At 70.7% G+C, this 23,423-nt stretch carries 20 protein-coding genes and 2 pseudogenes; 10 read left to right on the plus strand and 12 right to left on the minus strand.

From position 1 onward, the window contains the following. Positions 1-105: 105 nt before the first annotated feature. The 4 genes from IG78_RS0135875 to xylB form a co-directional block, all read right to left on the minus strand. Positions 106-1,386 carry a GAF domain-containing protein gene (locus IG78_RS0135875; RefSeq protein WP_037686623.1) on the minus strand — a complete coding sequence of 427 codons (1,281 nt, stop codon included), beginning with the start codon at positions 1,384-1,386 and terminating at the stop codon, positions 106-108. Positions 1,387-1,591: 205 nt separating this feature from the next. Then, positions 1,592-2,272, minus strand: a complete 681-nt coding sequence (locus tag IG78_RS0135880) for an N-acetylmuramoyl-L-alanine amidase (protein WP_078965681.1) — start codon at positions 2,270-2,272, stop codon at positions 1,592-1,594. 362 nt (positions 2,273-2,634) lie between these two features. Continuing rightward, positions 2,635-3,888: an ROK family protein gene (locus tag IG78_RS0135885; RefSeq protein WP_078965680.1), complete on the minus strand. Its 1,254-nt coding sequence runs from the start codon at positions 3,886-3,888 to the stop codon at positions 2,635-2,637. Further along, the gene (xylB, locus tag IG78_RS0135890; protein WP_051853281.1) at positions 3,878-5,395 is read right to left on the minus strand and encodes a xylulokinase; all 1,518 of its coding nucleotides are present in this window, start codon (positions 5,393-5,395) and stop codon (positions 3,878-3,880) included. Before xylB ends, IG78_RS0135885 begins: the two co-directional genes overlap by 11 nt. Positions 5,396-5,531: 136 nt before the next feature. Between xylB and xylA the strand changes: the two genes are divergently transcribed. Next, entirely contained in the window at positions 5,532-6,698 is a 1,167-nt protein-coding gene (xylA, locus tag IG78_RS0135895) for a xylose isomerase (RefSeq protein ID WP_030572046.1), read from the plus strand. Between the two features lie 737 nt (positions 6,699-7,435). On the opposite strand, the gene IG78_RS0135905 is transcribed toward xylA, so the two are convergent. The 3 genes from IG78_RS0135905 to IG78_RS0135920 form a co-directional block, all read right to left on the minus strand. Beyond that, complete coding sequence (locus IG78_RS0135905; RefSeq protein ID WP_030572050.1) at positions 7,436-8,806, minus strand: esterase-like activity of phytase family protein; 1,371 nt, start codon at positions 8,804-8,806, stop codon at positions 7,436-7,438. Between the two features lie 350 nt (positions 8,807-9,156). Then, positions 9,157-10,431 (minus strand): SWIM zinc finger family protein, encoded by a 1,275-nt coding sequence (locus tag IG78_RS0135910; protein ID WP_030572052.1) that lies wholly within the window; start codon positions 10,429-10,431, stop codon positions 9,157-9,159. Positions 10,432-10,558: 127 nt separating this feature from the next. Continuing rightward, positions 10,559-13,447, minus strand: coding sequence for a DEAD/DEAH box helicase (locus IG78_RS0135920; protein WP_030572055.1), 2,889 nt, complete (start codon positions 13,445-13,447; stop codon positions 10,559-10,561). Positions 13,448-13,692: 245 nt separating this feature from the next. Between IG78_RS0135920 and IG78_RS0135925 the strand changes: the two genes are divergently transcribed. The 4 genes from IG78_RS0135925 to IG78_RS0135940 all read left to right on the plus strand — a co-directional run bounded on the left by IG78_RS0135925 (position 13,693) and on the right by IG78_RS0135940 (position 16,108). After that, the gene (locus IG78_RS0135925) at positions 13,693-14,748 is read left to right on the plus strand and encodes an acyl-CoA desaturase (RefSeq protein ID WP_030572058.1); all 1,056 of its coding nucleotides are present in this window, start codon (positions 13,693-13,695) and stop codon (positions 14,746-14,748) included. A 107-nt stretch (positions 14,749-14,855) separates the two neighbouring features. Next, positions 14,856-15,038, plus strand: a complete 183-nt coding sequence (locus IG78_RS0135930; RefSeq protein ID WP_030572061.1) for a hypothetical protein — start codon at positions 14,856-14,858, stop codon at positions 15,036-15,038. A 364-nt stretch (positions 15,039-15,402) separates the two neighbouring features. Then, the gene (locus IG78_RS0135935; RefSeq protein ID WP_157855992.1) at positions 15,403-15,687 is read left to right on the plus strand and encodes a hypothetical protein; all 285 of its coding nucleotides are present in this window, start codon (positions 15,403-15,405) and stop codon (positions 15,685-15,687) included. Between the two features lie 64 nt (positions 15,688-15,751). Then, entirely contained in the window at positions 15,752-16,108 is a 357-nt protein-coding gene (locus tag IG78_RS0135940) for a hypothetical protein (protein ID WP_030572067.1), read from the plus strand. Between the two features lie 227 nt (positions 16,109-16,335). Here IG78_RS0135940 and IG78_RS0135945 read toward each other — a convergent pair whose 3' ends face one another. After that, entirely contained in the window at positions 16,336-17,175 is an 840-nt protein-coding gene (locus tag IG78_RS0135945) for a hypothetical protein (protein WP_030572070.1), read from the minus strand. Between the two features lie 479 nt (positions 17,176-17,654). After that, the gene (locus tag IG78_RS0135950; RefSeq protein WP_030572073.1) at positions 17,655-17,954 is read right to left on the minus strand and encodes a hypothetical protein; all 300 of its coding nucleotides are present in this window, start codon (positions 17,952-17,954) and stop codon (positions 17,655-17,657) included. A 95-nt stretch (positions 17,955-18,049) separates the two neighbouring features. On the opposite strand from IG78_RS0135950, the pseudogene IG78_RS45025 reads away from it, so the two are divergent. Then, a pseudogene (locus IG78_RS45025) lies at positions 18,050-18,563 on the plus strand (hypothetical protein). 60 nt (positions 18,564-18,623) lie between these two features. On the opposite strand, the gene IG78_RS0135960 reads toward IG78_RS45025, so the two are convergent. Beyond that, complete coding sequence (locus tag IG78_RS0135960) at positions 18,624-19,145, minus strand: PadR family transcriptional regulator (RefSeq protein ID WP_030572076.1); 522 nt, start codon at positions 19,143-19,145, stop codon at positions 18,624-18,626. A 147-nt stretch (positions 19,146-19,292) separates the two neighbouring features. Here IG78_RS0135960 and IG78_RS0135965 point away from each other — a divergent pair, with 147 nt between their 5' ends. Further along, entirely contained in the window at positions 19,293-20,048 is a 756-nt protein-coding gene (locus IG78_RS0135965) for an alpha/beta fold hydrolase (RefSeq protein ID WP_030572079.1), read from the plus strand. Between the two features lie 149 nt (positions 20,049-20,197). Here the strand turns inward: IG78_RS0135965 and IG78_RS0135970 are convergent, their stop codons facing one another. Next, positions 20,198-20,797, minus strand: a complete 600-nt coding sequence (locus IG78_RS0135970; RefSeq protein WP_030572082.1) for a class I SAM-dependent methyltransferase — start codon at positions 20,795-20,797, stop codon at positions 20,198-20,200. A gap of 101 nt (positions 20,798-20,898) precedes the next feature. On the opposite strand from IG78_RS0135970, the pseudogene IG78_RS46810 reads away from it, so the two are divergent. Further along, a pseudogene (locus tag IG78_RS46810) lies at positions 20,899-21,018 on the plus strand (ATP-binding protein); the annotation flags it as partial. Between the two features lie 65 nt (positions 21,019-21,083). On the opposite strand, the gene IG78_RS0135980 reads toward IG78_RS46810, so the two are convergent. After that, positions 21,084-21,512, minus strand: a complete 429-nt coding sequence (locus IG78_RS0135980) for a PPOX class F420-dependent oxidoreductase (protein ID WP_030572086.1) — start codon at positions 21,510-21,512, stop codon at positions 21,084-21,086. 93 nt (positions 21,513-21,605) lie between these two features. Between IG78_RS0135980 and IG78_RS0135985 the strand changes: the two genes are divergently transcribed. Together IG78_RS0135985 and IG78_RS43205 are read left to right on the plus strand one after the other, a co-directional pair. Continuing rightward, positions 21,606-22,019 (plus strand): roadblock/LC7 domain-containing protein, encoded by a 414-nt coding sequence (locus IG78_RS0135985; protein ID WP_030572088.1) that lies wholly within the window; start codon positions 21,606-21,608, stop codon positions 22,017-22,019. Positions 22,020-22,316: 297 nt separating this feature from the next. Next, positions 22,317-23,351 carry a DUF6397 family protein gene (locus IG78_RS43205; RefSeq protein ID WP_263972736.1) on the plus strand — a complete coding sequence of 345 codons (1,035 nt, stop codon included), beginning with the start codon at positions 22,317-22,319 and terminating at the stop codon, positions 23,349-23,351. The last annotated feature ends 72 nt before the right edge of the window (positions 23,352-23,423 follow it).

Raw genomic sequence — 23,423 nt, forward strand, 5'->3', positions numbered from 1 at the left:
CCGCTGGGTCGAGGGGGGCGGACCTGCCGGGTTGCATGGGTTGAACGGGTTGAACGGGTTGCATGGGTTGAACGGGCTGGACGGGCTGCATGGTGCTGAATGTGCTCAGGAGCGTCGGCCAGTTCTGGGTACGGTCACCGCCGTCAGCTCGTCATCCAGGGCCCGGAGCCGCGCCACGACAGGCGCCGTCGGCCGGACCGCCGCGAGCGCCCGCCACACCTCCACATCGTCCTCCCCCCACGGCGCGTGCACCCAGTCCGACAACAGATCCGGGTCCGCACGGGCGATGAGCGCCGCCCGCACCTGATCCGTCAGCCGCCGCCGCAACCGCACCACCGCCGGTGCCTGCGACCCCGGCAACAGCGGTCCCGGGTACGCGGACACGGCTGCCGTCACCGCCCCGCACCCCAGGCGCCGCTCGACGGTCACCACGTCCGACGTGACGGGTACCCCGAGCCGGTAGGGGCGCGACCGCAGCACCTCGGGTCCGAGCACCTGCCGCAGCCGCGCCAGCTCCGCCCGCAATGTCACCGGTGTCACCGACTCGTCCTCGTACAGCGCGCACAACAACTCGTCGCCGCTCAGCCCCTCCGGGTGCCGGGCGAGCAGCACCACTATCTCGCTGTGCCGCCGGCTCAGCCGCACCTTACGGCCACCGACGACGAGCATGGCCTCGTCCCGCCCCAGCGCGGTGAGCTCCAGTGCCGCGTCGTCCGTCACCGGCGGCGCGAGGAGGGCGAGATGCGATTCCGCTGCTCGCGCGACCGCCTGGACGAACGCCAGGCTGTGCGGATGCGCCAGACCGTCCCCTCCGGTGATGTCGACGGCACCGATGACCCGGCCCGACCGGGGATCGTGCACCGGCGCCGCCGCGCACGTCCACGGCTGCACCCTGCGCACGAAGTGCTCCGTCGCGAACACCTGCACCGGCCGGTCCACGGCGACCGCCGTGCCGGGCGCGTTCGTTCCCATGGCCGACTCCGCCCACCGCGCCCCGGCCACGAAATTCATCCGACCCGCCAGCATCCTTGTAGCCGGATGTCCTTCCACCCAGAGCAGCCTGCCGTGCGCGTCGCACACCGCCAGCAGATGCTCCCCGTCCTTGGCGAAGCCACCCATCAACTCACGGAACAACGGCATCACGCGGGACAGCGGATGCTCCGCCCGGTACGCGCCCAGATCCCCGGCCGTCAGCTCGACCGCGGCCCCGGTGTCCTCGGGACTGACCCGCGCCCGTACCGAACGGCGCCAGGACTCGGCCACCACCGAGCGCACGGGCCGCTCCACGGTGCCCGCCGCAGTGAACCGCTCGTGCGCGACACGGATGGTCCGCACCCGCTCGGCGGGGTCGGTACCGGGTTCCAGGGCCACCCATGGATCGGTCAAGTCGAGCCTCCCGGGACGGCGGTGCGGTGCTGCCATCGTCGCCCCGGGGACAGAAGCCGACAAGCGTGCGCGCACTGACTCCGGTTGATGTTGAGCCGTTGTCAGCCGTTGTCAGCCGTTGTCAGCCGCGGACCGTTGGCCGCCTCCGCTGTTGCTGTTGCCTTTCCCGATACCGCCCAGCGTCGTCGTCGGGAGAGCGGAGCCGTCAGGTCAGGTTGACCATGCGTATGTAGCGTGTCCAGTCCCAGTACCGGCCGGGGTCGGTGTGATCGGCGCCCGGCACCTCGGAGTGGCCGATGATGTACTCGCGGTTCTTGGGGATGTCGTATTTCTCGCAGATGGCCGCGGTCAGGGCGGCGGACCGCGCGTACATTTCGTCAGTGAAGTACTCCGGCTTGTCCACCCACCCTTCGTGTTCGATGCCGATGCTCCGTGTGTTGTAGCTCCAATTGCCCGCGTGCCAGCCGACGTTGCGCTCGCGGACGCACTGTGCGATGTGTCCGTCCGTGGAGCGGACAACATAGTGGGCGGAGACCTTCTTGGCCGGGTTCTTGAAGATGGCGAGGGTGTCCAGGTACGTCTCCTGCGTGACGTGAATGACCACGTAGTCGATCGGGTAGCTGGTGGGGCGGTTCGAGGCCGTGTAGTTGGAGGTGCTTGCCGGGACCGATTCGGCCCCTGGGTAGTCGACCGCGCGGGTCCCCGCGGCCGCGGGGTGCGGCCTGGTGGTCACAAGCGCGGCGGGGACTGCGGCGAGTGCCGCGCCCTGGAGCAGGCGGCGTCTGCTCGGGCCGAGCGCGGATACGGATGTGAGTGAAGAAGCCGTGTTCTCAGTGGTGCCCTTGTTCTCGGCGGTGCCCTGCGCTCGGTTTCTTGCTCGATCCATGGCTGGTCTGCCTCTCGTGGGGGGGGGAGCATCTGATCGGCACGGTTCCTGGGATTCGGTCCGGAATCCTTGGCGGGGTCGGGGTCGGGGCCGGGGCCGGTGGCGGTGGCGGCGGGGGACGGGAGGGCCCGGTCGGGTGTGTGCGGCGCGGGGTGTGCTGCGTGCGACCGCCTCGAACCGGCCAGGCGTGTGGTTCGGGCCGAAGCCGGGACGGCCTCGCACGAATTACGGTACGGGGCCTATCCGTTGAGGTGGAAGGGCCTGCCGCGCATCTGTGGACGGGACAGTGCCTGTGGAAAAGTCGGCCACTCGTTCGGCTGACGCAGGCTCACAACTGGACCTCGCCCCGCAGATCCCAGCCGTTACGCCACTCCCACCGGATCATCGAGCACCGACCGGACCACCGCATGCGCCGCCCCGAGCAGTGGCCCGTCCGGCCCGAGGCGGGAGACGGCGACAGCACAACCGGGGCCAGCGATACGTCGGCCCAACTCGTCCCTCAGCGAAGGCAGGAGCCACGGGGCGAGTCGAGACAGGGCGCCTCCGAGTACCACCGCGCGCGGATCCAGGAGATTCACCGCGCCGGTGAGGGCGATGCCCAGCGCCGCCCCTGCCTCCCGCAGAGCCCCCCGCACGTTCTCGTCCCCCGCTGCGGCACACGTGGCGAGCAGCTCGACGCGGTCGGCGCCCGGCGCCAGGCCGGCCGCCCGCAGTACCGCTTCCTCGCCCGCGTACTGCTCCAGACATCCTCGACCCCCACATGGACACTTCGGCCCGTCCGGCCACACGGGCACGTGCCCCAACTCGCCCGCGAAGCCGCGGGCACCGCGCAGCAGACGTCCCTCGACGACCAGCGCGGCACCGATGCCGACCTCCGCCGACACATGCAGGAAGTCTGCCGGTGGCGCCGCACCCAGCCACAGCTCCGCGAGGGCGCCGAAATTCGCTTCGTTGTCCACGACGAGGGGCAGTTCCGCGGGGAGAAGCGCACCGACATCCGTGTCGTGCCAGTCGAGATTGGGTGCGCGGACGACTGTGTGCGAGTCCCTTGCGACCAGGCCCGGGACGGCGATCGCCAGGCCCGCCGGGCGCAGACCCTCCTGTTCGGCTCCGGCGCTCACCTGCCGTATCAGCGACATGAGATCGGTGACTACCGGGCCCGGGGCACGTCCCCGGTTGTCGACTCGCCGCGTCGCACGCGCGCGTACCGCACCGCGAAGATCGACCACGCACGCCGCCAGATGGTCGACCCCGACCTCCGCTCCGATGCCTGCGGGCCCCTGCGCGCTGACCGCGAGGGCGGAACCGGGGCGGCCCACCCGGCAGGGGCGTTCGGGACCCAGCTCCTCCACGAGCCCGGCCCGGATCAGCTCGTCCACCAGCGTGGACACGGCGGCACGGGTCAGACCGATCCGCGCCGCCACCGCCGCCCGGGAGAGCGGCCCGTTGGCGGCGACGGCATGCATGACGCGTGACAGGTTGCGGCGACGCATCCCCTGCTGGGTGTCGGGCAGCCCCTCCCTCCGTGAGGCACCGGGCAGCCCACCCCGCTCCGTGCCGCCCCGCTCCGTGCCGCCCCGCTCCGTGCCGCCCCGCTCAGTACCGTCACGCCCCATGGACTCCGTCCGCCCCACGATCCTTATCCACCCCGAAACCCTCATCCACCCCGCGAGCCTTGCCGACCTCATGTTCCCCGCTCAGCAACGGCGCGGCATCGGAGAGGACGGACGTGATCCTGGAGAGGGCTTCCTCGTCGCGTTCCACGGCGTCGAGTACCGGCCCGCGCGCTGTTCCCCAGCGCCGTGCCACCCCGGTCGGATCCTCGCCTGCCAGCAGCCCGGCGGCCTGAGCGGCGGCACCCAGGGCGACGAGTTCACGGGCTTCAGGGATCTGCACGGGCCTTCCGGAGAGGCGGCGTACCGTCTCCTGCCACGCCGTGCCCCGGGCTCCGCCGCCGATGAGGAGCAACGGTTCGGAGCGGTCGGCGTCCGCGTCGAGGACGGCGTCCAGCGCGCCCAGGAGGGCGTGGACGGCACCGTCGTACGCTCCTTGGAGCACCTGTCCGGGAGCCGTGTCGTGGCGCAGGCCGTGCAGCATCCCCGAAGCGTGCGGTAGGTCCGGTGTGCGCTCGCCGTCCAGGTAAGGGAGCACGGTCACCGTCCCGCCGGGCCGCACGGCCTCCCGGTCGAGGCCCATCAGGGCGGCCACCCGGTCGATGGCGACGGTGCAGTTGAGGGTGCATGCCAGCGGCAGCCAGGCGTTGTGCGCATCCGCGAAACCAGCCACCGTTCCCGTCGGATCCGCGGGGCGGCGTTCGGAGACGGCGTAGACGGTGCCGGACGTACCCAGGCTGAGGACGGGTGTGCCGGGGCGCAGGCCGAGCCCGAGAGCGGCGGCGGCGTTGTCGCCGGTGCCGGCAGCCACCAGCGTGCCCTTGGAGAAGGGCAGTTCGTCGTCGGCGTGCACCGTGCCCGCGACCTCCCCCGAACGCACCACGCGTGGCAGGAGCGCCGGGTCCAGGTCCACCAGGCGCAGGATCTCCTCGTCGTACGACTCGGTGGCAGACGCCCACCACCCCGTACCGGAGGCGTCACCGCGGTCCGTCGTCCGGGAGCCCGTGAGACGGTACGTCAGGTAGTCGTGGGGGAGGAGCACCGCGTCCGTGGCCCGGGCCGACGCGGGCTCGTGCTCGGCGAGCCAGGCCCACTTCGTCACCGTGAACGAGGGCGTGGGCACGCTGCCCACCCGGTCGGCCCAGACCTCGGGCCCGCCCAGGTCCTCGACCAGACGCCGGGCCTGCGGCGCGGAGCGCGTGTCGTTCCAGAGCAGCGCGGACCGCACGGGCCTGCCCCGGGCGTCGAGGGCGACGAGTCCGTGCTGCTGGCCGCCCACCGATACGGCGGCCGCCTCGCGCGCGGCGTCACCACACTGGCGCAGTGCCTCGCGGAAGGCGTCCCACCACTGCTCGGGGTCACTCTCCCGGAGGGTTCCGGAGCTGACCGTGTGGGGCGCCTGGCCGCTCGCCACGACCTCCCCGGTGGCCGCGTCGACGACGAGGGCCTTGGTGGACTGCGTGGAGCTGTCCACACCGACGACGAGGGGGCCTGAGGGCGCTGATGACATCGACGACTCCGTTCTGGCGGCTCTCCCGGACGTGCGTCCAGAAACTTGCTTCCTTCGTCCTTCCCAGCGGTGCCTGGGGATACTAATTTGTCAATCGCCATGACGAAATAGTCGAGCCGTCGGCGAGGAGTCGTACATGAACTATCGCCCCACCCCTGAGGACAAGTTCAGCTTCGGCCTGTGGACCGTCGGTTGGCAGGGCAGGGACCCCTTCGGAGACGCCACCCGGACCCCGCTGGACCCAGCCGATTCCGTACGGCATCTGGCCGAACTGGGTGCCTACGGAGTGACCTTCCACGACGACGACCTCATCCCGTTCGGGTCGTCGGACACCGAACGCGACGGACACGTCAAGCGCTTCCGGGAAGCCCTCGACGCGACCGGCCTCGTCGTGCCGATGGCGACCACCAACCTGTTCACGCACCCCGTGTTCAAGGACGGCGCGTTCACCGCCAACGACCGCGACGTGCGGCGCTACGCACTGCGGAAGACGATCCGCAACATCGACCTGGCGGTCGAGCTCGGTGCGCGTACGTACGTCGCCTGGGGCGGCAGAGAAGGTGCCGAGTCGGGTGCCGCCAAGGACGTGCGCGACGCCCTGGAGCGCATGAAGGAGGCCTTCGACCTGCTGGGCGCCTACGTGACCGAGCAGGGGTACGACCTGCGGTTCGCCATCGAGCCCAAGCCGAACGAGCCGCGTGGCGACATCTTGCTCCCCACCGTCGGGCACGCCCTCGCATTCATCGAGCGCCTGGAGAGGCCCGAGTTGTACGGCGTGAACCCCGAAGTGGGCCACGAGCAGATGGCGGGCCTGAACTTCCCACACGCCATCGCCCAGGCTCTGTGGGCCGGCAAGCTCTTCCACATCGACCTCAACGGGCAGAGCGGCATCAAGTACGACCAGGACCTGCGGTTCGGCGCGGGGGACCTGCGCAGTGCCTTCTGGCTGGTGGACCTCCTGGAGAGGGGCGGTTACGACGGGTCACGCCACTTCGACTTCAAGCCTCCTCGTACGGAGGACTACAGCGGAGTGTGGGCGTCCGCAGCCGGCTGCATGCGCAACTACCTGATCCTGCGTGACCGCGCGGCAGCCTTTCGCACGGACCCCGACGTCGTCGAGGCCCTCCGGGCGGCACGCCTGCCCGAACTGGCACGACCGACTGCGGAGGACGGGCTCGCGGGTCTGCTCGCCGACCGGAGCGCCTACGAAGCCTTCGACGTGGAAGCGGCCGCCGCGCGGGGCATGGCCTTCGAGCGGCTGGACCAGTTGGCCATGGAACACCTGTTGGGTGTCAGGGGCTGAGTGGGCGACGGCGGACCCGGGCCGCCGTGTCCCGGATCCGTGTTCCGGAACCGTCCCTCCCGTGGGGCGTTCCTCGGAGGACTCCACGGGAGGGGGAAGAGGAACTTTTCTATAGGGGTCGCTTCTTGGCCGGTTCGCGGCGACTCTCAGTGGTATGGCCATGCCGCCGCAACCACCGCAGCCCCCTCGTCCGCCGGGTGACGCACCCCCACCGGGGAGCGGCGGCTTCGGCCCGCCGCCCGGTGGGTACGGGCCGCCGGGCGGGTACGACCCCCCTCCGGGAGGGTATGGCCCGCCTCCCGGGGACGACGGCCCTCCTCAACCGCCGTCGGGCGAGCCGCCCGGTCGACGCCCCCTGTTCCTCCTGCTCGTCGCCGTCATGGCCGCGGGAGTCGTCGTCGCGGTCGTTCTCATGGTCACCCGAGGTGACGACTCTCCGGACAAGAAGAGCCCCTCCGAGAGCAGCAGAAGCACCGGTTCCAGGCCCACGCCGACGCTGAGTATTCCCTCGGAGGTCCCCACGAACCTGCCCAGCGAGCTGCCCAGCGACATTCGGACCCGGCTGCCGAGCGACTTCCCGACCAGTCTCCCCAATGATCTCCCGACGCTGCCCACTGGGCTGACCGACCGACTCGATGCGCCGGGCCCTTCTGTCAACGCCTACGTAGTGCCCTGACAGACGTGTGACCACCCTCCGTAGAGGGCGGTCACACCAATCACTGTGCTGCGAAGGAGCGTCACAGACCCCTGGGAAGCCGCAGGTGCGTCACCGTCGTCTTGACACCGCTGTCCACCAGGCGGCCGTTCTTGTCGAATGCTTCCGGGCCGTCGGTCATCCCGAAGTCGTTGTCGTTGATCAGCGCCAACGTGCGGCTGTTCACCAGCGCCACCCCTTCGATCTTGCCAGGAACTCCGGCGACGGCGCCCAGATCGACGACCAAGCGCTTGCGCAACACAGGCACGCCTGTCGCGGACGGATCGTCGAGCTGCTCCAGGGACGGGCGCGTCGCAGCGTCGTCCCACCGGTCCCCGAGGATGTCGGCACTCCTGGTCAGACGCACTAGCTGTAGCCGAGCCGCCTTGTCGGTGCGTTCCTCGACGAGCAGCCGGTCCCGGCCGACAGCGACCACGGAGGAGATCTTGAGCTCGGAGGTGTCGTTCTCACCTGGGTCCACGGCGCCGACCGGGTCGAAGCGGTATGCGTACTCGGCGATGACCGCCTGCTTCTTGGGCGAGAACCGCAGCAGTCGCGCCGTGCGCGAGCTGTCTCCCGCCCCCGCGTCCGGCAGGGACAGCGGACTTTGGACCGCCATCACCAGGTCACCGCCCGGCAGAAGAGCAAGCCCTTCGAAGCCGCGGTTGACCTTCCGGTGCAGCAGGACGGCAGGCAGCGTCTCGGCCACCGGGTAGTCCGCGCCCCGCAGCTTCAGGCCCTCGGGTACGTAGCGCTTGATGACCTTCCCGCGCGCGGAGACGTGGACCAAGGAGGGCCCGTACTCGTCGACCAGCCAGAAGGTGCCGTCCTTGGCCCGCACGATGCCCTCGGTGTCCAGACCGTTCGGGTCGTAGCGGAGGGGCCTTTTCGCGTCGTACGTGTACGGGGCCTCGTCGCGCTCCTTCTGGTTCGGCAGTCCGGTGACGGGCTTCCCGGAGCGGGTGGTGACGGGCAGCGCGTCGATCACCTTCACGGAGCGGCCGGAAACCCGGATCTTCACGATGGCCGGATCGAAACCGGGCACGGGAAAGGTCCGCCGCTTCTTCCCGTCGATTTTGATCTGGCCGTTGGGACCACGGTCGGTGACTGTCCAGAACTCGCCCTTGCGGCCGGACGGGTATATGTCGCTGCCTATGCCGCCGAGGTTCACGCCACGGTCATCGCGCACCGTGCCCGGCAGCAGGCGGTTGCTGAAGCTGCCCAAGGGGACGCCACCGAGCTTCGCGGTGCCGGTCACGCCAGGCACGGCCTGCCTGCCGCGGCCCTCGCCGGACGCGCCGGCCTGGGCTCCCACGGCGGTGCCCGCCACCGCGACGGCAGTCAGCAGGGCGAGCGGCGCGCCGAGGGTGAGGGAGCGGCGGGCACGGCGCCGGCCTGCGGCGTGCGGGGACATCGGGCCTCCTGGGGCGGGGGTTCGTGACAGCGCCACCCTTCGCCGCCACCACGAACTCCGGCCGTCACTCGGATGAACGTCGCATGACACGCCGACGGCGCCTCCCGCGAGGGGCAGGAGGCGCCGTCATCACCAAGGCTGTCAGTTGTGCCGGAGCGCAACGCCCCTCTCGTCTCCCGTTCGGCTGAACCCGCACAACTGCACCGGCGTGTTCCACGTTCCGGGACGACATGGCCTCGCTCAATCGCTGACCAGGGGGAGTGCGTGCGCCGGTGTTCCCGGCGCACGTGTCACCAGCCCGGTCGCGCCGGTGGCCGCTGAGTACGTTTCAGCCACGGCCGACGCACTCGTCACTCACCCGCGGTGACGGCGGCCAGAGCGGTCGCCGGATCGTGCGCGGCAGGGCCCGCCGGCACCCAACGGCCGCGCTCCTTGCGGTAGGGCCACCAGCGACCGTCCCGTCCGTGGCGCAACTGGGCATCGGCACCCACCACCGTCCATCGGTTCTTTACCGCACGCAGGACGGGGCGCTCGTCCTCGTCCCACGCCTGGTCCAGCGAAGCACGCGCGCGTGCCAGCGAGTCGCCCTCCGGGATCCACTCCTCCTCCAGGACGGCCAGCGCGGCACGCCCCCCGAGCTCCCACGCCCGCACCGCACGGGCCAGCCCTTCACGGTCGCGCCCCGAATCCGCCGCCAGCCGGTCGGCGATCAGGGGATGCGGCGCGGCCGCAGCGAGACGGACCCCGTCCTCGCCCGGCGTCAACGGAGGCTCGACGGGCTGCTGTTCATGCCCCGGCGCCAGCGCCTCGGCCAGCAGCCGGTGAGCCTCCGCCGCCGCGCGTGCCGCCAGGAATCCGAGCGCCGCGCCATCCACGCCGGGGGCGGGCTCCGTCTCTGTGTCCAGGGAAGGCGGCAGACCGGGCTGTGCGGGCAGCGCGGGAAGCTCGGGCAGCGGCGGCAGCACGGCGCCGTCCGCGTACGCCTCGGAGGCCGTCACGCCCTCCTGCGAGGCTTCTCGCGTCTCCGGCTGCTCGGTGTCCGACGTAGCCAGGTGCGCGACGCTGCGCACCTGCAACTCGTCCAGGAGCCGACGTTCTCCGCGACCGCGCATCAGGAGCAACACGAACGGATCCTGGTCGAGCAGACGAGCCACCTGGTAGCACAGGGCCGCCGTGTGCCCGCAGTGGTCCCATGCCTCGCAGTCGCACTCGGGCTCCAGGTCGCCGATTCCGGGCAGCAGCTCGACGCCGGCGGCTGCCGCGTCCTCCAGGAGGTGCGGCGGCATGTCCCGGTCGAGCAGTGCGGCGATGTGCCCGGCCCGCTCCACGGCCATGCCGAGGAAGCGGTCCCACTCGTCGTCGCTCAACTCCTGCAGCAGCACGTCCGAGCGGTGCCGTGTGCCGTCCTTGTCCTGCACGACCGCGGTGATGCGCCCCGGGCGCACCGAGACCGCGCCCACCGACCCCGCCCGCGCGAGCCGACGGCCGTTCTTGAGCTGCGCGAGCTCCAGGGCCGTGTCCTCCAGGGCCTTCATCCACGTCTGACCCCACCAGGTCTGCGCGAACCCCTTCCCGTGCGGGGTGGGCAGCGCCTCGAACGTCCGCTCGTCGTCGTACTCCGTCACGCCGTCGCTCCCGTCGTCGCCACTGCTGCCGTCTCCGCTGTCTGTACACGCCTGTCGGCCTGCCCCGCCGTACGGGACTCCTGACAGGTGATCCGCGCCGAGTGCGCCCTCACGTCGTACGCCCCCCTCATCGCGTGGCCCCTCCTCGCAGCTCGACCAGGTCGGACAGTTCGGCGTCGGTGAGCTCGGTCAGCCCTGCCTCGCCGGAACCGAGGACGGCATCGGCGAGCTCGCGCTTGCGCAGCAGCATCTCGGCGATGCGGTCCTCGATGGTGCCTTCCGCGATCAGCCGGTGCACCTGGACGGGCTGTGTCTGCCCGATGCGGTACGCGCGGTCGGTGGCCTGGGCCTCGACGGCGGGGTTCCACCACCGGTCGTAGTGCACGACGTGCTCGGCCCGCGTGAGGTTGAGGCCGGTGCCGGCCGCCTTCAACGACAGCAAGAAGACCGGGACTTCGCCGTCCTGAAAGCGCCGGACCATCGCCTCCCGCGTGGCCACAGGGGTCCCGCCGTGGAGGAACTGCGAGGCAATGCCACGCGATGACAGATGCTGTTCGATGAGCCGCGCCATCTGTACGTACTGGGTGAAGACAAGAACGCTCGCTTCCTCGGCGAGAATCGTGTCGAGCAACTCGTCCAGGAGCTCCAGCTTTCCGGAGCGGCCGGTGATGCGCGGCTTGTCCTCCTTGAGGTACTGGGCGGGGTGGTTGCAGATCTGCTTCAGGCCGGTCAGTAGCTTGACGATCAGCCCGCGGCGGGCGAAACCGTCGGCTCCGGAGATCTCGGCGAGCGTCTCGCGGACCACCGCTTCGTAGAGGCCCGTCTGTTCGGTGCTCAGGGCGACGGCACGGTCGGTCTCCGTCTTGGGCGGGAGCTCCGGAGCGATGCCCGGGTCCGACTTGCGGCGGCGCAGCAGGAAGGGGCGCACCAACTGGGAGAGCCGTTCGGCGGCTGCGGGATCGGCACCGCCCTCGACGGCCTGGGCGTAGCGGGTGCGGAAGGTGCCGAGCTTGCCGAGCAGCCCGGGAGTGGTCCAGTCGAGGATCGCCCACAGCTCGGAGAGGTTGTTCTCCACGGGGGTGCCGGTGAGCGCCACGCGCGCGCGTGTGCCGATGGTGCGCAGTTGCTTGGCCGTGGCTGAGTACGGGTTCTTCACGTGCTGTGCCTCGTCGGCGACGACCATGCCCCAGCCGGTCGAGGCGAGTCGCTCCGTGTCGAGACGCATCGTGCCGTAGGTGGTCAGCACGAACTCGCCGTCCGCCACGTCGTCCAGTGTCCGGGTGGGGCCGTGGAAGCGACGCACAGCGGTACCGGGTGCGAACTTCTCGATCTCGCGCTGCCAGTTGCCCATCAGGGAGGTCGGGCACACGACGAGCGTGGGTCCCGCGGTCTCCTCATGGCTCTGCCGGTGCAGATGCAGCGAGATCAGAGTGATGGTCTTGCCGAGCCCCATGTCGTCGGCCAGGCACGCGCCGAGCCCCAAGGACGTCATGCGGGCCAGCCAGTTGAGTCCCCGCAACTGGTAGTCGCGCAGCTCGGCGGCGAGCGCCGGCGGCTGCCCCACGGGCTCCATGCCCTCCGGGTCCGCCAAACGCTCGCGCAGGGTCGCGAGCCACCCTGTGGGCTCGACGTCGACGCGGCGGCCGTCCACCTCCGTGGTACCGGTCAGGGCTGCGCCCAGCGCGTCGATCGGGGTGACCTTGCGGTCGTGCTGCGCTCGGGCACGGCGTGCCTCGTCGGGGTCGACGAGCACCCACTGGTCGCGCAGGCGCACCACCGGGCGGTTGGCCTCCGCGAGGCGGTCGAGGTCCTCGCGGCTCAACTCCTGGTCACCCAGCGCGAAACGCCAGTTGAAGGCGAGGAGTGCGTCGGCCGAAAGGTACGAGGGGGTGTCCGAGCCGAACGTGTTCGGGGCCGTGTCGGTGTCGTCGCCGCTCGCTTCGGGGTCGTCCGGACCGATGACCGCGCGGGCGGTGAGGCTGCGCGCGAGTTCCCTGGGCCAGTGCACGTCCACGCCGGCGACGGCGAGCATGCGCGCGCCCTCGCCGAGCAGTTCGGTGACCTCTTCGTCGGCGAGCTCGACCGCGTCCGGCACCGGTGCCGAGAGCAGCGGCCCGAGCGGCGTCCACGCGCGCGTGGCGCGACGCAGTGCCAACAGGGCGTCCATGCGGGCGCGCGGGCCGAACGTTTCCGCGGCGGCGCCCGAGCCGGCCCACACCTCGGCGGCGTCCGCGACGAGTGACGGGTCGCTGACGCTGTGGACCTGGACGACAGCGCGGAACGGCAGCGGATCCTCCTCGGACGTGTCCGACCGCAAGCCGGGCACCTCGACGCGCAGCGAGATCCGCACCCCCGCGTCATGGCCCGCAGCGACGTCCGAAGCCCAGGCGCGCTGTGCGGGTACGTACTGGGGCTCCGGCGCGGCGAACGCCGGGTGTCCGGCGGCCGACGCGGCGGCAGGGGAGCGCGGCAGCGTGTCGGCGACGGCGTCGAGGAACTGGCGCAGCAGCCGCTCCGGAGCAGGCAGCCGGGGCGGCGTGCCGGCATCCAGGGGGACGGCGTGGGCGGTGGGCGGCATCGCGGCCGCGAGGTCGCGGAGCCGCTCCAGGTCATCGGTGCTGAGTGGGCCCGCACGCCAGGCGTCGTGGTCGCTTTCGGAGAGCCCCGGCAACAGCAGTCCTCGGGCCACCAGTTGCAGGGCGAGGACGGCCGCAGTGCCCCAGAAGGTGGTCGTGGGGTGAGCGCCGGTCGTGGCTCGCGCGCGCGTGAGCACCGGCAGCGCGGCGCCGAGGGGGAGCAGTGACGCCGGCACGCTTGTCACGTCGATCTTCTCGGCGCCGGGTGTCGCCACGGTGAGCTCGCCGACGGTGCCTGCCTGTGTGCCGGGCGGAGTGGCGCCGTCGGCGTGCCAGAACGCGACGTGTCCGGTGCGCGCGGGATCGCCGGGCACGAACACGACACAGCAACGAGCGAGATCCGCAATCTCGGAGGGGGTGACAGCGAGCAGCCTGTGCACAGCGATGACGCATTCCTCAAATTTGACTAATGAGACCGAGCGGCTGAGAGTACATCATCTATGGCAAGAGCAGGGGACCGATAAGCCCGTGATCCCCGTCACTTCACCAGGGGTGTATTCAGCACCCCTACGGCGGGGCGCTGGCACCCGGTGAAACGCGGGGGGTGGCGTCATGGTCGCCGAAGGTGGTCGATCCGTACGTTTCCAAAGGTCGGAGAACCCTCACGGAGACCGGAGACCTCGCCATGCCCCAGGCTGCCACAGCCGTCGCGGAACGCCCCACCGATGTCCGCGCACGGCATTCCTCCGGGAGCGACTTCGCTCCGCTTCTGCGCGCCATCCGCGCACGGGGGCTCCTGGAGCGGCGCACCGCCTGGTACGTGCGCAGCATGGCCGCCAACGCCGCCGCGCTGGCGGCCGTGTGCGCGGGACTCTTCACCATCGGGCACACCTGGTGGGTACTGCTCCTCGCACCGGTGCTCTCCGTGCTCTGCGCCCGCACCGCCTTCATAGGACACGACGCCGGGCACTCCCAGATAACGAGCAACCGCACCGTCGCCCGCCTCATCGGCCTGTTCCATGGCAATCTGCTCCTCGGTATGAGCGTCGGCTGGTGGAACGACAAGCACAACCGCCACCACGCCAACCCCAACCACGTCGACAAGGACCCCGACGTCGCAGCCGACGTCCTGGTGTTCACCGCACGGCAAGCCAGGCTCCGTGCCGGCTTCCGGCGCCGGCTCACCCGCAACCAGGCGTGGCTCTTCTTCCCGCTGACGCTGCTGCAGGGCGTCGCCATGAAGATCTACGGCTTCCGCGATCTGCGCCGTCAGAGCCGCAGCGAACGAGCGGTCGAGGGCCCTCTGCTGGTGATCCACCTCGTGGGGTACGTGACCCTGCTGCTCACGGCGATGCCCCTCGGACACGCCCTCGCCTTCGCCGCCCTCCACCAGGCGCTCTTCGGTCTGCATCTGGGGATGGCCTTCGCCCCCAACCACAAGGGCATGGAGATGCCCGACCCGGACGGCGAGCGCTGGGGCCACCTGAAGCGACAGGTCCTCACCTCGCGGAACATCCGCGGCGGCCCACTCACCGACTGGCTCCTCGGCGGCCTGAACTACCAGATCGAGCACCACTTGTTCCCGAGCATGCCCCGCCCGCACCTGCGCCTTGCCCAGCCCATGGTCCGCGCGCACTGTCATGCTGTGGGTATGTCCTACGCGCAGACAGGGCTCATCGACTCCTACCGGCAGGTGCTGCGCCACATGTACGAGGTCGGCGAACCACTCAGGGTTGAGTAGGGGTCGCAGGTCAGGGATCGGTCAGGGTCGCGTCCAGGAACCGGACGCGGTCCCGACGCGTTTTCAAAACAGAGAGCGGTAGCACAGCCGCGAAGGAGGCGACGGACATGTCGAAGAAGGCGAAGATCGCCGCAGGAGGCGTGGCGGCAGGACTCATCATGCTGATCTGGCTGCCCTGGTGGGCCGCATTCCTGATCGTGCTCGGTGTACCGGCGGCGGCCTATCTGACACTCGACTCCGGGCAGCGGCGCAGGCTGCGCCGCGTCACCCGCAAGGAACTCGGCCGCTGAGCGGCTCCGCACGACCAGCACGACGGACCTCGAGGCCACCCGGCCCGATGGCCGAACATCGAGCGCACGCTCACTTCGCCCCGCATCGCGGGTGGGACAGCTCAAGCGCCGCACCCCTGTGCGGGTTCGATGCCGGCAGATGCGTACGGAAAAACTCGTTACGACGGCCGACCCCGCCCGTGCCCAAGACACCCATGACTTCCCGAAGGGAGGCCCAGCGATCCCACGGTGATCGCTGATGGCCGGACACGGCGCGTCCCCGACGCACACCCCGCAGTCCCCGTCCACGCCCAGGCGTGCTCCCGCGCCCCTGACCGCGGCCTGGCTGAGGCCCCACTTCGACCCCTTGCCCTACCCGGCCCGCATGAGCGCCCTCGCGCGCTACGCCCGATCTCTCACCCCCGACGCCTACGCGTCCCTGCTCCAAGACCTCGACACCGGCAGCCCGCACGAGCGGCACACCGCGCTCTTCCTCGCCGTCACGCGCCGCGACCTCATCGCTGTCACCGACGCCTTGACCGACCCGCTCCTGCGCCGTCGCGCCCAGTCCGCGGCCATCCACCTTCCCGCCGCCACACCGTCCCTGGAACAGCTCGCGCGGGGCCCGTGGTGGCCGCACGACGCGAGACCTATCGCAACCTGCGCCTGAGTCACCGCGACGGCCTCGCCGACCGTCTGCTGCCCCTCATCCACGAACAGTTCGGCCCCCGGGAATGGCCCCGCCCCTGGCCGCGTGCTCCGCTGCCACCGTCACCCCTTGGCTCAACGGGCGGTACGACGAGAGACGCTGGGAGAAGCTGTTGCGTCTGGTCGAGGAGAGGCCCTACCGGCTGCCCGCGTGCCGTGATCCGTACGTCGACGTCGACGGCCCGCCTGCTCCGGAGGCCATGCTGGCGGCGGCCCGGATGCTGCGCGATCGCGGGACGCCCGTTGCCAGGGTGATGGCCTTGACGCTGGTGCGAACTGCCGGGGAGGCGACGTCGTGGGAGGAGGCGTGGCCCAGTGAACTGGTCGCGCTGCGCGGCCACGGGGCCCCGACACGGCGACGGCCGCTCTCGTTGTCGACATGAGGGGGACTTGTCGACTGCATGAGTGGCTATTGACCACCCTCATGCCGGGGAGACGGGGACCGGGTTGCCGACCGGCTGCGGTCGGCTGCGCCCATGGATGGACCGGCCGTGTCCATGCATTGATCGGATCCGGCTGTTGATGGCGAGGGCTCGGCTGTTGACGGTGTGGACCCAGTGCTTCGAGTACTTGATGACGTTGATCCAGATGTTGAGGAACTGGATCTGTCTCAGGACGGGCGAACCGCCATCTTGTCGAGCGCTTCCAGCAGTTCCGGAAGCTCCGCCCCGCGCCCGACGGGCAACACCTCTCCGGGCTCCTCGTCCATCAACACGAACGCGATGTCGTCGGTCCTGGCCACCATGGACCACCCGGGGCCGTCGGCGCGCAGCGTGCGTGCCTCGCCGGAGGCGAAGGACGACCGCACCCGCCCGAGCGGCGGAGGTGTCTCCACATAGGTGCGCGCCTCCGCGAGGACACGGCGTACGCCGGTGAGCGGCTCGGATTGCGGTCCCGTCGCACCGCTCACCCCGGCCCCGTCCGTATCACCCTCCACACCGGTGAAGTCCTCGTCGTCGATCTGTTCGCGCCACACGGCCCACTGGAGAGCTATCTCGTCGGCCCCGAGGCGACGCTGGGCCGGACCCCATGTGTCCGACGGGGGAGGGCTGAGGGGAACCAGGTCCGGCTGTTCGGGATCCGGCTCGGGGTCGTGCGGGGCGGGCACTCCGGGGGCGGCCACGGCCACCGCGAGCGGCCAGCCGGGCAACCCGGCGACCACGGTCCGTTCGCCGGGCGACAGGTCGTACTCCATGCCGCAGTCCCAAGCGGCGATGGCGACGGCGACGAGCGACACGTCGTCGGTGACGACCGTCCAGCGCGCGCCGGCACTGTCCTGGCCGAGGACCAGGCCGTACCCGGCGGCGAGAGGAGGCAGCCCCAGGGCCGCACACGCCTCCGGGTAGTCGTCGCCGAGCACGCTGGGGAACTTCGCCGGTGTGAGGAGCACCGCCGTCAGTACGTACAGCGCGTCGTCGTCGGTGGCGACAGCGTCGTCCGTCCCGGCCATGCCGGCCTCCCCATCACTGGCCACTTCTTCCTCCGTCGGCGCACCCTAACCACTGGCCCTTGATGCCGTCGAGGGCGGATGACCAGGAAAATTCGCTCGTACGCCACTGGAGGCGCCGCCTACGCTGGCTGTCATGCCCAGGGCCAGTTCACACTTCGTCTGTCTGCCGTGCCGTGCGTCGTTCAAGAAACCGGCGGACTACACACGCGTGCGCCGTGACGTCTGCCCCCAGTGCGGAGAGCAACTGCTCAACGCGGGTTCAGCCCTGGCGGTGCCCAAGCGTCGGGACACCGCCGCATGGCGTGCCCTCACGGTGCTCCTGACCGCCGGTGTGCGCTTCCGGCAGGACTGTTGCGGCGGGGGACCCGGCTACCGCCCCCGGACGCCGCGGGAGGTACGCGAACGCCTCGCGCACGCCGACGCCACGGGAGTCCCTGCCGGTGCGGCACTCGTGTGCCCGGACCCGACCCACACCGACGTCAGACGGACGGCAGGCCGAGGAGCGTACGCGCCACGACGCGCGGCGACTCGTCGCGCTCCCGGGCAAGGGCGATGACGGCGCGGCAGGCGAGCTCGTTGACTCCGAACGACAGTGCCTCTGGTGACACCCAGCTCGCGGCCTCGTCGAGCCGGTCCTGGTCGTCCTCGGCGCACGCCGCCACGTAGACGGCGGCCGCCTCGAAGAGGTTGTGCGGACGCGCCTTGTCGCCGTTCGCCACCTCCTCCCAAGGATCTGCGGCCTTGCGCCCGCGCCGGAGCCTGCGCAGCTTGTCGAACATGTGGACCACCTTACCCCCGTGGGTCTCGGCTACGTGCAGCTCAACTGCCTCGTGTGACCGTAGGGTTGGGGTCACGTCGATAGAGGGAAGGCCGTATGCAAGAGCGTTACGCGCGGCTGCGGCAGATCCGGCGCCTCGACCCGGAGAAGGACTTTCTGGCCATCTATCGACTTTCCACCGTGTACGAGTTCCCGTGGGACTTCACCCGAGCCCTCGAGCTCGCCCTGTACCGCACGTACGCCGTGCCGAGCATCGGTCGACTCCTGTCCCGCACGCCGAGGCTGCGGCCGTGTACTACCGCACCCTGGGGCGGCACCTGGGCATCAAAGGCATTCCCGGTCGCTACGAAGAGTTCGCCGAGTGCCTTGACGCCTACGAAGAGGCCCACCCCTCTCCAAGGCGTAGGTCCGGCGCGTGGTGTGGCTGCGCGGTCGAGCGGTACGTCTGCTGCCGCCGCGCACAGCCCCGCGCTACGCCCGCCAGAACCGTGAGATCAAGGGCTACCCGCGCGGCTACCGCGTGGAAGAACTCGGTACGCATCCGGTGCCCGGCGTGCGCGGCTGCCCCGTGCGTCAGGTGGATCCTTCGGCGGCACGGCGACAGGACTGACCAGGGCGGACCGCGTCAGTCCAGTGCTGGGGCGGCGTGCGGGTGGGGCGCGGCGTGGCGTCAGTCGAGTGCCGCCAGTGTCTTGCGAAGCCAGGTGAGTTCGGCGCGGCTCGTGGCGCGGGCGATGGTCAGGACGCCCTGGCGGAAAGGGTCATCGAGCTCTTCGGCGCGCAGCGGGCGGTCACCGTCGTAGAAGAAGCTCGCCGGTTCCTCAAGGAAGTCCAGGCGGCGCCGCAGTACGGCGGCCTGGGCCCTCGGATCGTCCAGGTGGCGCAGGAAGGCGAGCACCGTGAACCACCGGTTCTCGTCGGTGATGTCCGTCCGCGCAGGCTCCGTGAGGCGGTGGCGCAGCTCGCTTCTGCCCGCGTGGGTGAGGCTCAGCACGTGGCGCGGCGCGGCGACGGCGCCGGGCTGCGTCTCCCGGGCCAGCAGGCCGGCTCTCTCCAGCCGCTTGATAGCCGGGTAGAGGGTGCTCTCCGCGACCGGGCGCACATGACCGGTGAGAGCCGTGATGCGCTTGCGCAGCTCGTAGCCGTGCAGCGAGTGGTCGTACAGAAAACCAAGGATGGCGAGCTCCAGCATGCCTGCATTCTTCCCCACTCCCGGTGTACATCGTCTCCGTAATACATCGAAGGCGATGTACAGTCTCCGAATCTGGAGGCACCAGAGAGGTCTCCGGGCCTGGAGGCATCGGGGAGCCGGAACGACGACAGGGAGACGGGCATGGCCATACGTGAAGCGTGCTTCGACGTGAAGGGGAGCCTGATCCGCTGGACGGAGAGCGCAGGCCCCGGGCCCGCGCGTGTGTACCTCCACGGCCTGGGCGCGGCGTCGGCGCCCTATCACGCCCACATCGCGGCGCGGCCCGAACTGGCCGGGCGCAGGTCGCTGTTCCTGGACCTGCCCGGCCACGGCTTGAGCGACCGGCCCGCCGACTTCGGTTACGCCCTGGAGGACCACGCGGATGCTGTGGCGGCCGCTCTGGACGAGGCTGCCGTGCGGCAGGCGAATCTCGTCGCCCACAGCATGGGTGGCTCCGTCGCCATCGTGCTGGCCCAACGGCGCCCCGACCTGGTGGCCCGCCTGGTTCTCACGGAGGCCAACCTCGACGCGCACCCTCCTCGGACGGCAGGCAGCAGCCAAATCGCTGCCTACGAAGAAGGGCATTTCGTGAGGGAGGGGCACACGCGCGTGTTGGAGCAGACAGGTCCGCTGTGGGCGGCGACCATGCGGCTGGCCGACCCGATCGCACTGCACCGCAGCGCGACCGGGCTCGTCCGGGGCACGAGCCCCACCCTCCGTGCGACCTTGATGCGGCTCCCGATGGAACGCACCTACCTGCAGGGCGGGCTCAGTGGCCAACTGACGGGACACGACGAGTTGGTGGCATCCGGAGTGCGGGTCGTCGTCGTACCCGAAGCCGGGCACAACGTCATGTTGGACAACCCGGCGGCCTTCGCCGCGGCGGTCGTCGGGCAGGACTGACCGGGTCGCGCCCGACGCCACCCGTGCCGTCAGCAGTCACGCACGGCTTGTGCACCGCCTCATCAGCCGTCATGCACTGCCTCATCGGCAGTGACGTACGGCGCTGCGGGGCCCCGCAGCCAACCGGACGGGCCACCACGCCGCCGCCGTCAGTCCTCCGGCACGGCGAGGGCCAGGAACCGGGCGTCCTCGTCCACGTACGACGTGAGACGCCAGCCCGAACCGGACAGCAGCGGCCGTAGATTGTTCTCCGCGCGCAGATCGTCCGGCGTGATCTGCCGCCCCTGCCGGGCGGCGAGCGCGGCCCGTCCGATGGGATGGAACAGCGCGAGTCGCCCACCGGCGCGCACCACCCGCCTCAGTTCCCGGAGATTCACGGCCGGATCGGGCAGATGAGCGATCAGGCCCGCGGCGAACACGGCGTCCAGGGACCCAGTGCGCAGTGGCAGCCGGGCCACGTCGGCGAGTAGCAGCCGACCGTGCGCCGCCCGCCCGGCCCGCACCGCGGCCTCGAGCATCGCGGGGGTGAGATCCGCCGCGAGCACGGCGCCCCCCGTCCCCACGGCGTCCCGCAACGCGGGCAGCGCGCGCCCGGTGCCGCATCCGGCGTCGAGGACGCGATCACCGGGGGCGAGACCGAGCTCGGTCACCGCAGCGCGGTACGCCGGTCCGTCGTCGGGGAAGCGGCTGTCCCAGTCGGCGGCGCGCGCCGCGAAGAACTCCTGGACGTGCGTGTGGTCGTCGGTCATGCGCCTCATGATCCCGCATGCGCCGGGCATGACCATGCTGCACGCGTTCGAGTGCGGGGCGATTGTCCAAGGACGTCAGGGTGACGCATCCCGGACCGGGGGGGACACCGGTGGTGCTGTGTGACGCGCGCGACCGCAATGCGGGAATGGAGGCGCTCATACGCCTCGTCGAGCACGCCGGACGGATGCACACCGCCCGGCTGCTCGACTCCGTGGGATGACGTGACCGGTCCGTCGGACGGGGGGTGGGTCGGCGAGTGACGCCGCGCCGACAGGGCTATGGTCCTCAGTCGGCGACGGCGTCGTACGCGAGCACCTTGGAGATCCGGACCCGGACGAGCAGTTCGCCCGGCACGCCGTTGCGCGCCCCGAACTCCTCGGCCCGGTCCTCACCCATGTAGCGAGCGCCGATGCGGGCGGCCCAGTGCCGTACCTGATCGAGGTCCTCGACCAGTTCGGCGTTCCCCTGCAGGACGACGAAGGCGAACGGCGGCCGGTCGTCGTCCACGCACAGTGCCACGCGCCCGTCGCGCGCCAGGTTGCGCCCCTTGACGGTGTCCTTTCCGGTGTTGAACACCAGGTCGTCGCCGTCCAGGAGGAACCAGATCGGTGCCACGTGCGGGCTTCCGTCCGCCCGGACGGTCGACAGCTTGCCGGTGCGGGTTCCGTGTGAGAGGAAGCTCCGCCATTGTTCGTCGGTCATCTTCTGTGCCATGTCCCCATCATGCTTGCCGGGAGGCCGGAGGTGGGGAAGGCTGGCAGGTCAGATCCTCCAGCCAGGGGGAGCAACGCACGGGGAGAAGGGACCATGGCGGAGAACACGGGGCTCGGTTGGTTGCTCGACGATCTGACGAGGCGTGTGGAGCATGTACGGCACGCGCTGGTGCTGTCCAACGACGGCCTGGTGACGGCGGCGAGCTCGGAACTCCAGCGGGAGGACGCCGAACATCTGGCCGCGGTGTCGTCCGGCCTGCACAGCCTGGCGAAGGGGTCGGGCCGACACTTCCACGCGGGCAACGTCCGGCAGACCATGATCGAGTTCGATGACGCCGTGCTGTTCGTGACCGCGGCGGGCGACGGCAGTTGTCTGTGCGTGCTCAGTTCGGCGCAGGCCGACATCGGGCAGGTCGCGTACGAGATGACCCTGCTGGTGAACCGCGTCGGCGAACACTTGGGCGTGGGCGCCCGTCACCCGGAGCGGACCCAGGTCGTGGATCTCTGACCCACCGCGCGGTTCGGCGGCTCTGACCTGCTGCAACGCATCGAGATCCAGAGTTATCCACAGGCCGAGCGAGATGAGCGACGGCCGGGCTACGGTTTTTCCACGAGCAATGACCACGCACGGGGGAGAACCACCATGAACGGCGACATCAGGACCATCGCGCCCGCTTCCGAAATCGGACCCGTCCGGGCACCGGCACGTGGAAATGCCTCGGCCCAGGAACCCCTGCCCGCATCCACAACCGCGTTCACGTCCGTGCCCGCTTCCGCATCCGTGCCCAAGTCCGTGTCCGCACGCGTGACCGCGGCTGCCGCCGCTTATGCGGAGGCGACGGCGCCGCCCGATCCGTTCAGGCGCCCTCCCACCTCTTCGGGTGGTCCACCGCCATCCGTCGCACGCAGCCGGGCGGCGCGTGAACTGGGCCTGCAGCGCGGAGAGTTCGACCTGGCCGTGATGTTGGGCCGGGTTCGCACCGTCGCGGACCCGGCGGGCGGCCGCCGCCGCGTCCGGCTCGAGGAGATCGACCGGGTACGCGAGACACCGGGTTACCCGGAGTCCTTGCGCAAGCACATCAAGACGGTGGGAACCGCGGCAGGGGCGGCTCTTATGGAGATCAGCCCTGCTCGCTTCACACGCCTGGCGCGCGCGGGGGTTCTGACACCCGTCAAGTGGTACGTCAACCGATATCGGGCGGTCGTCTGGCTCTATCTCGCTGAGGAACTGACGCAGTTCGCGGCCTCGGAGACGAACGCCGCACTGCTCACCGGTCGCGCGCCACAAGCAGTGCGTGACCGGCTGGAAGGAGGAGGCGACCTGCGGGCACGCAACTGGCGGGGCCGGTATGCCGGGTTCCTGTTGCGGCAGTCGGAGGACCCGTGGGGACGCGCTGCCGCCGGGGCGTCGCTGCTCGACCCGGTGCAACTCGCGGAGGTGGTGAGGGATCCTTATGAACGTGCCTACCTGAATCGGCTCGGCCCCGAGCCGCTCACCCAGGCAGCGTCCGCATCACCCACGGCGCGCCTCATCGAACGGATCACGACAGCCGACGATCCTGACGAGATTAGCTGGGTGCGGGTGAACCTGCTCCTCACGCTGGAGGAAGCCCGCAGACTGCGGCCCGCACCCCGGCCGGGTCGGCCGCCCATCCTGGCCTCGCCCCGTCCGCGTCCGCATCCGGTGCCAGAGCCGCCGCCGTGGCCCGCCGCGCCCACCGACGCAGATATCCCGGCACAGCGGCTGCGTGTCGATGCGGAACCCCAGGGGCGGGCAGGAGGCACAAGCTCGGATGAGCCGCGCGGGCTGTGGAAGTGGATCCGCCGCAGGCGGAACTGACCGCGGACAAGCCACCGCCACACCGTTGTCGGCCGTGCTGTGCCCACACCGTCTCACCACTTACGCCGTCCC

Source organism: Streptomyces aureocirculatus (assembly GCF_000720475.1).
GTDB classification, from domain to species: Bacteria; Actinomycetota; Actinomycetes; order Streptomycetales; family Streptomycetaceae; genus Streptomyces; species Streptomyces aureocirculatus.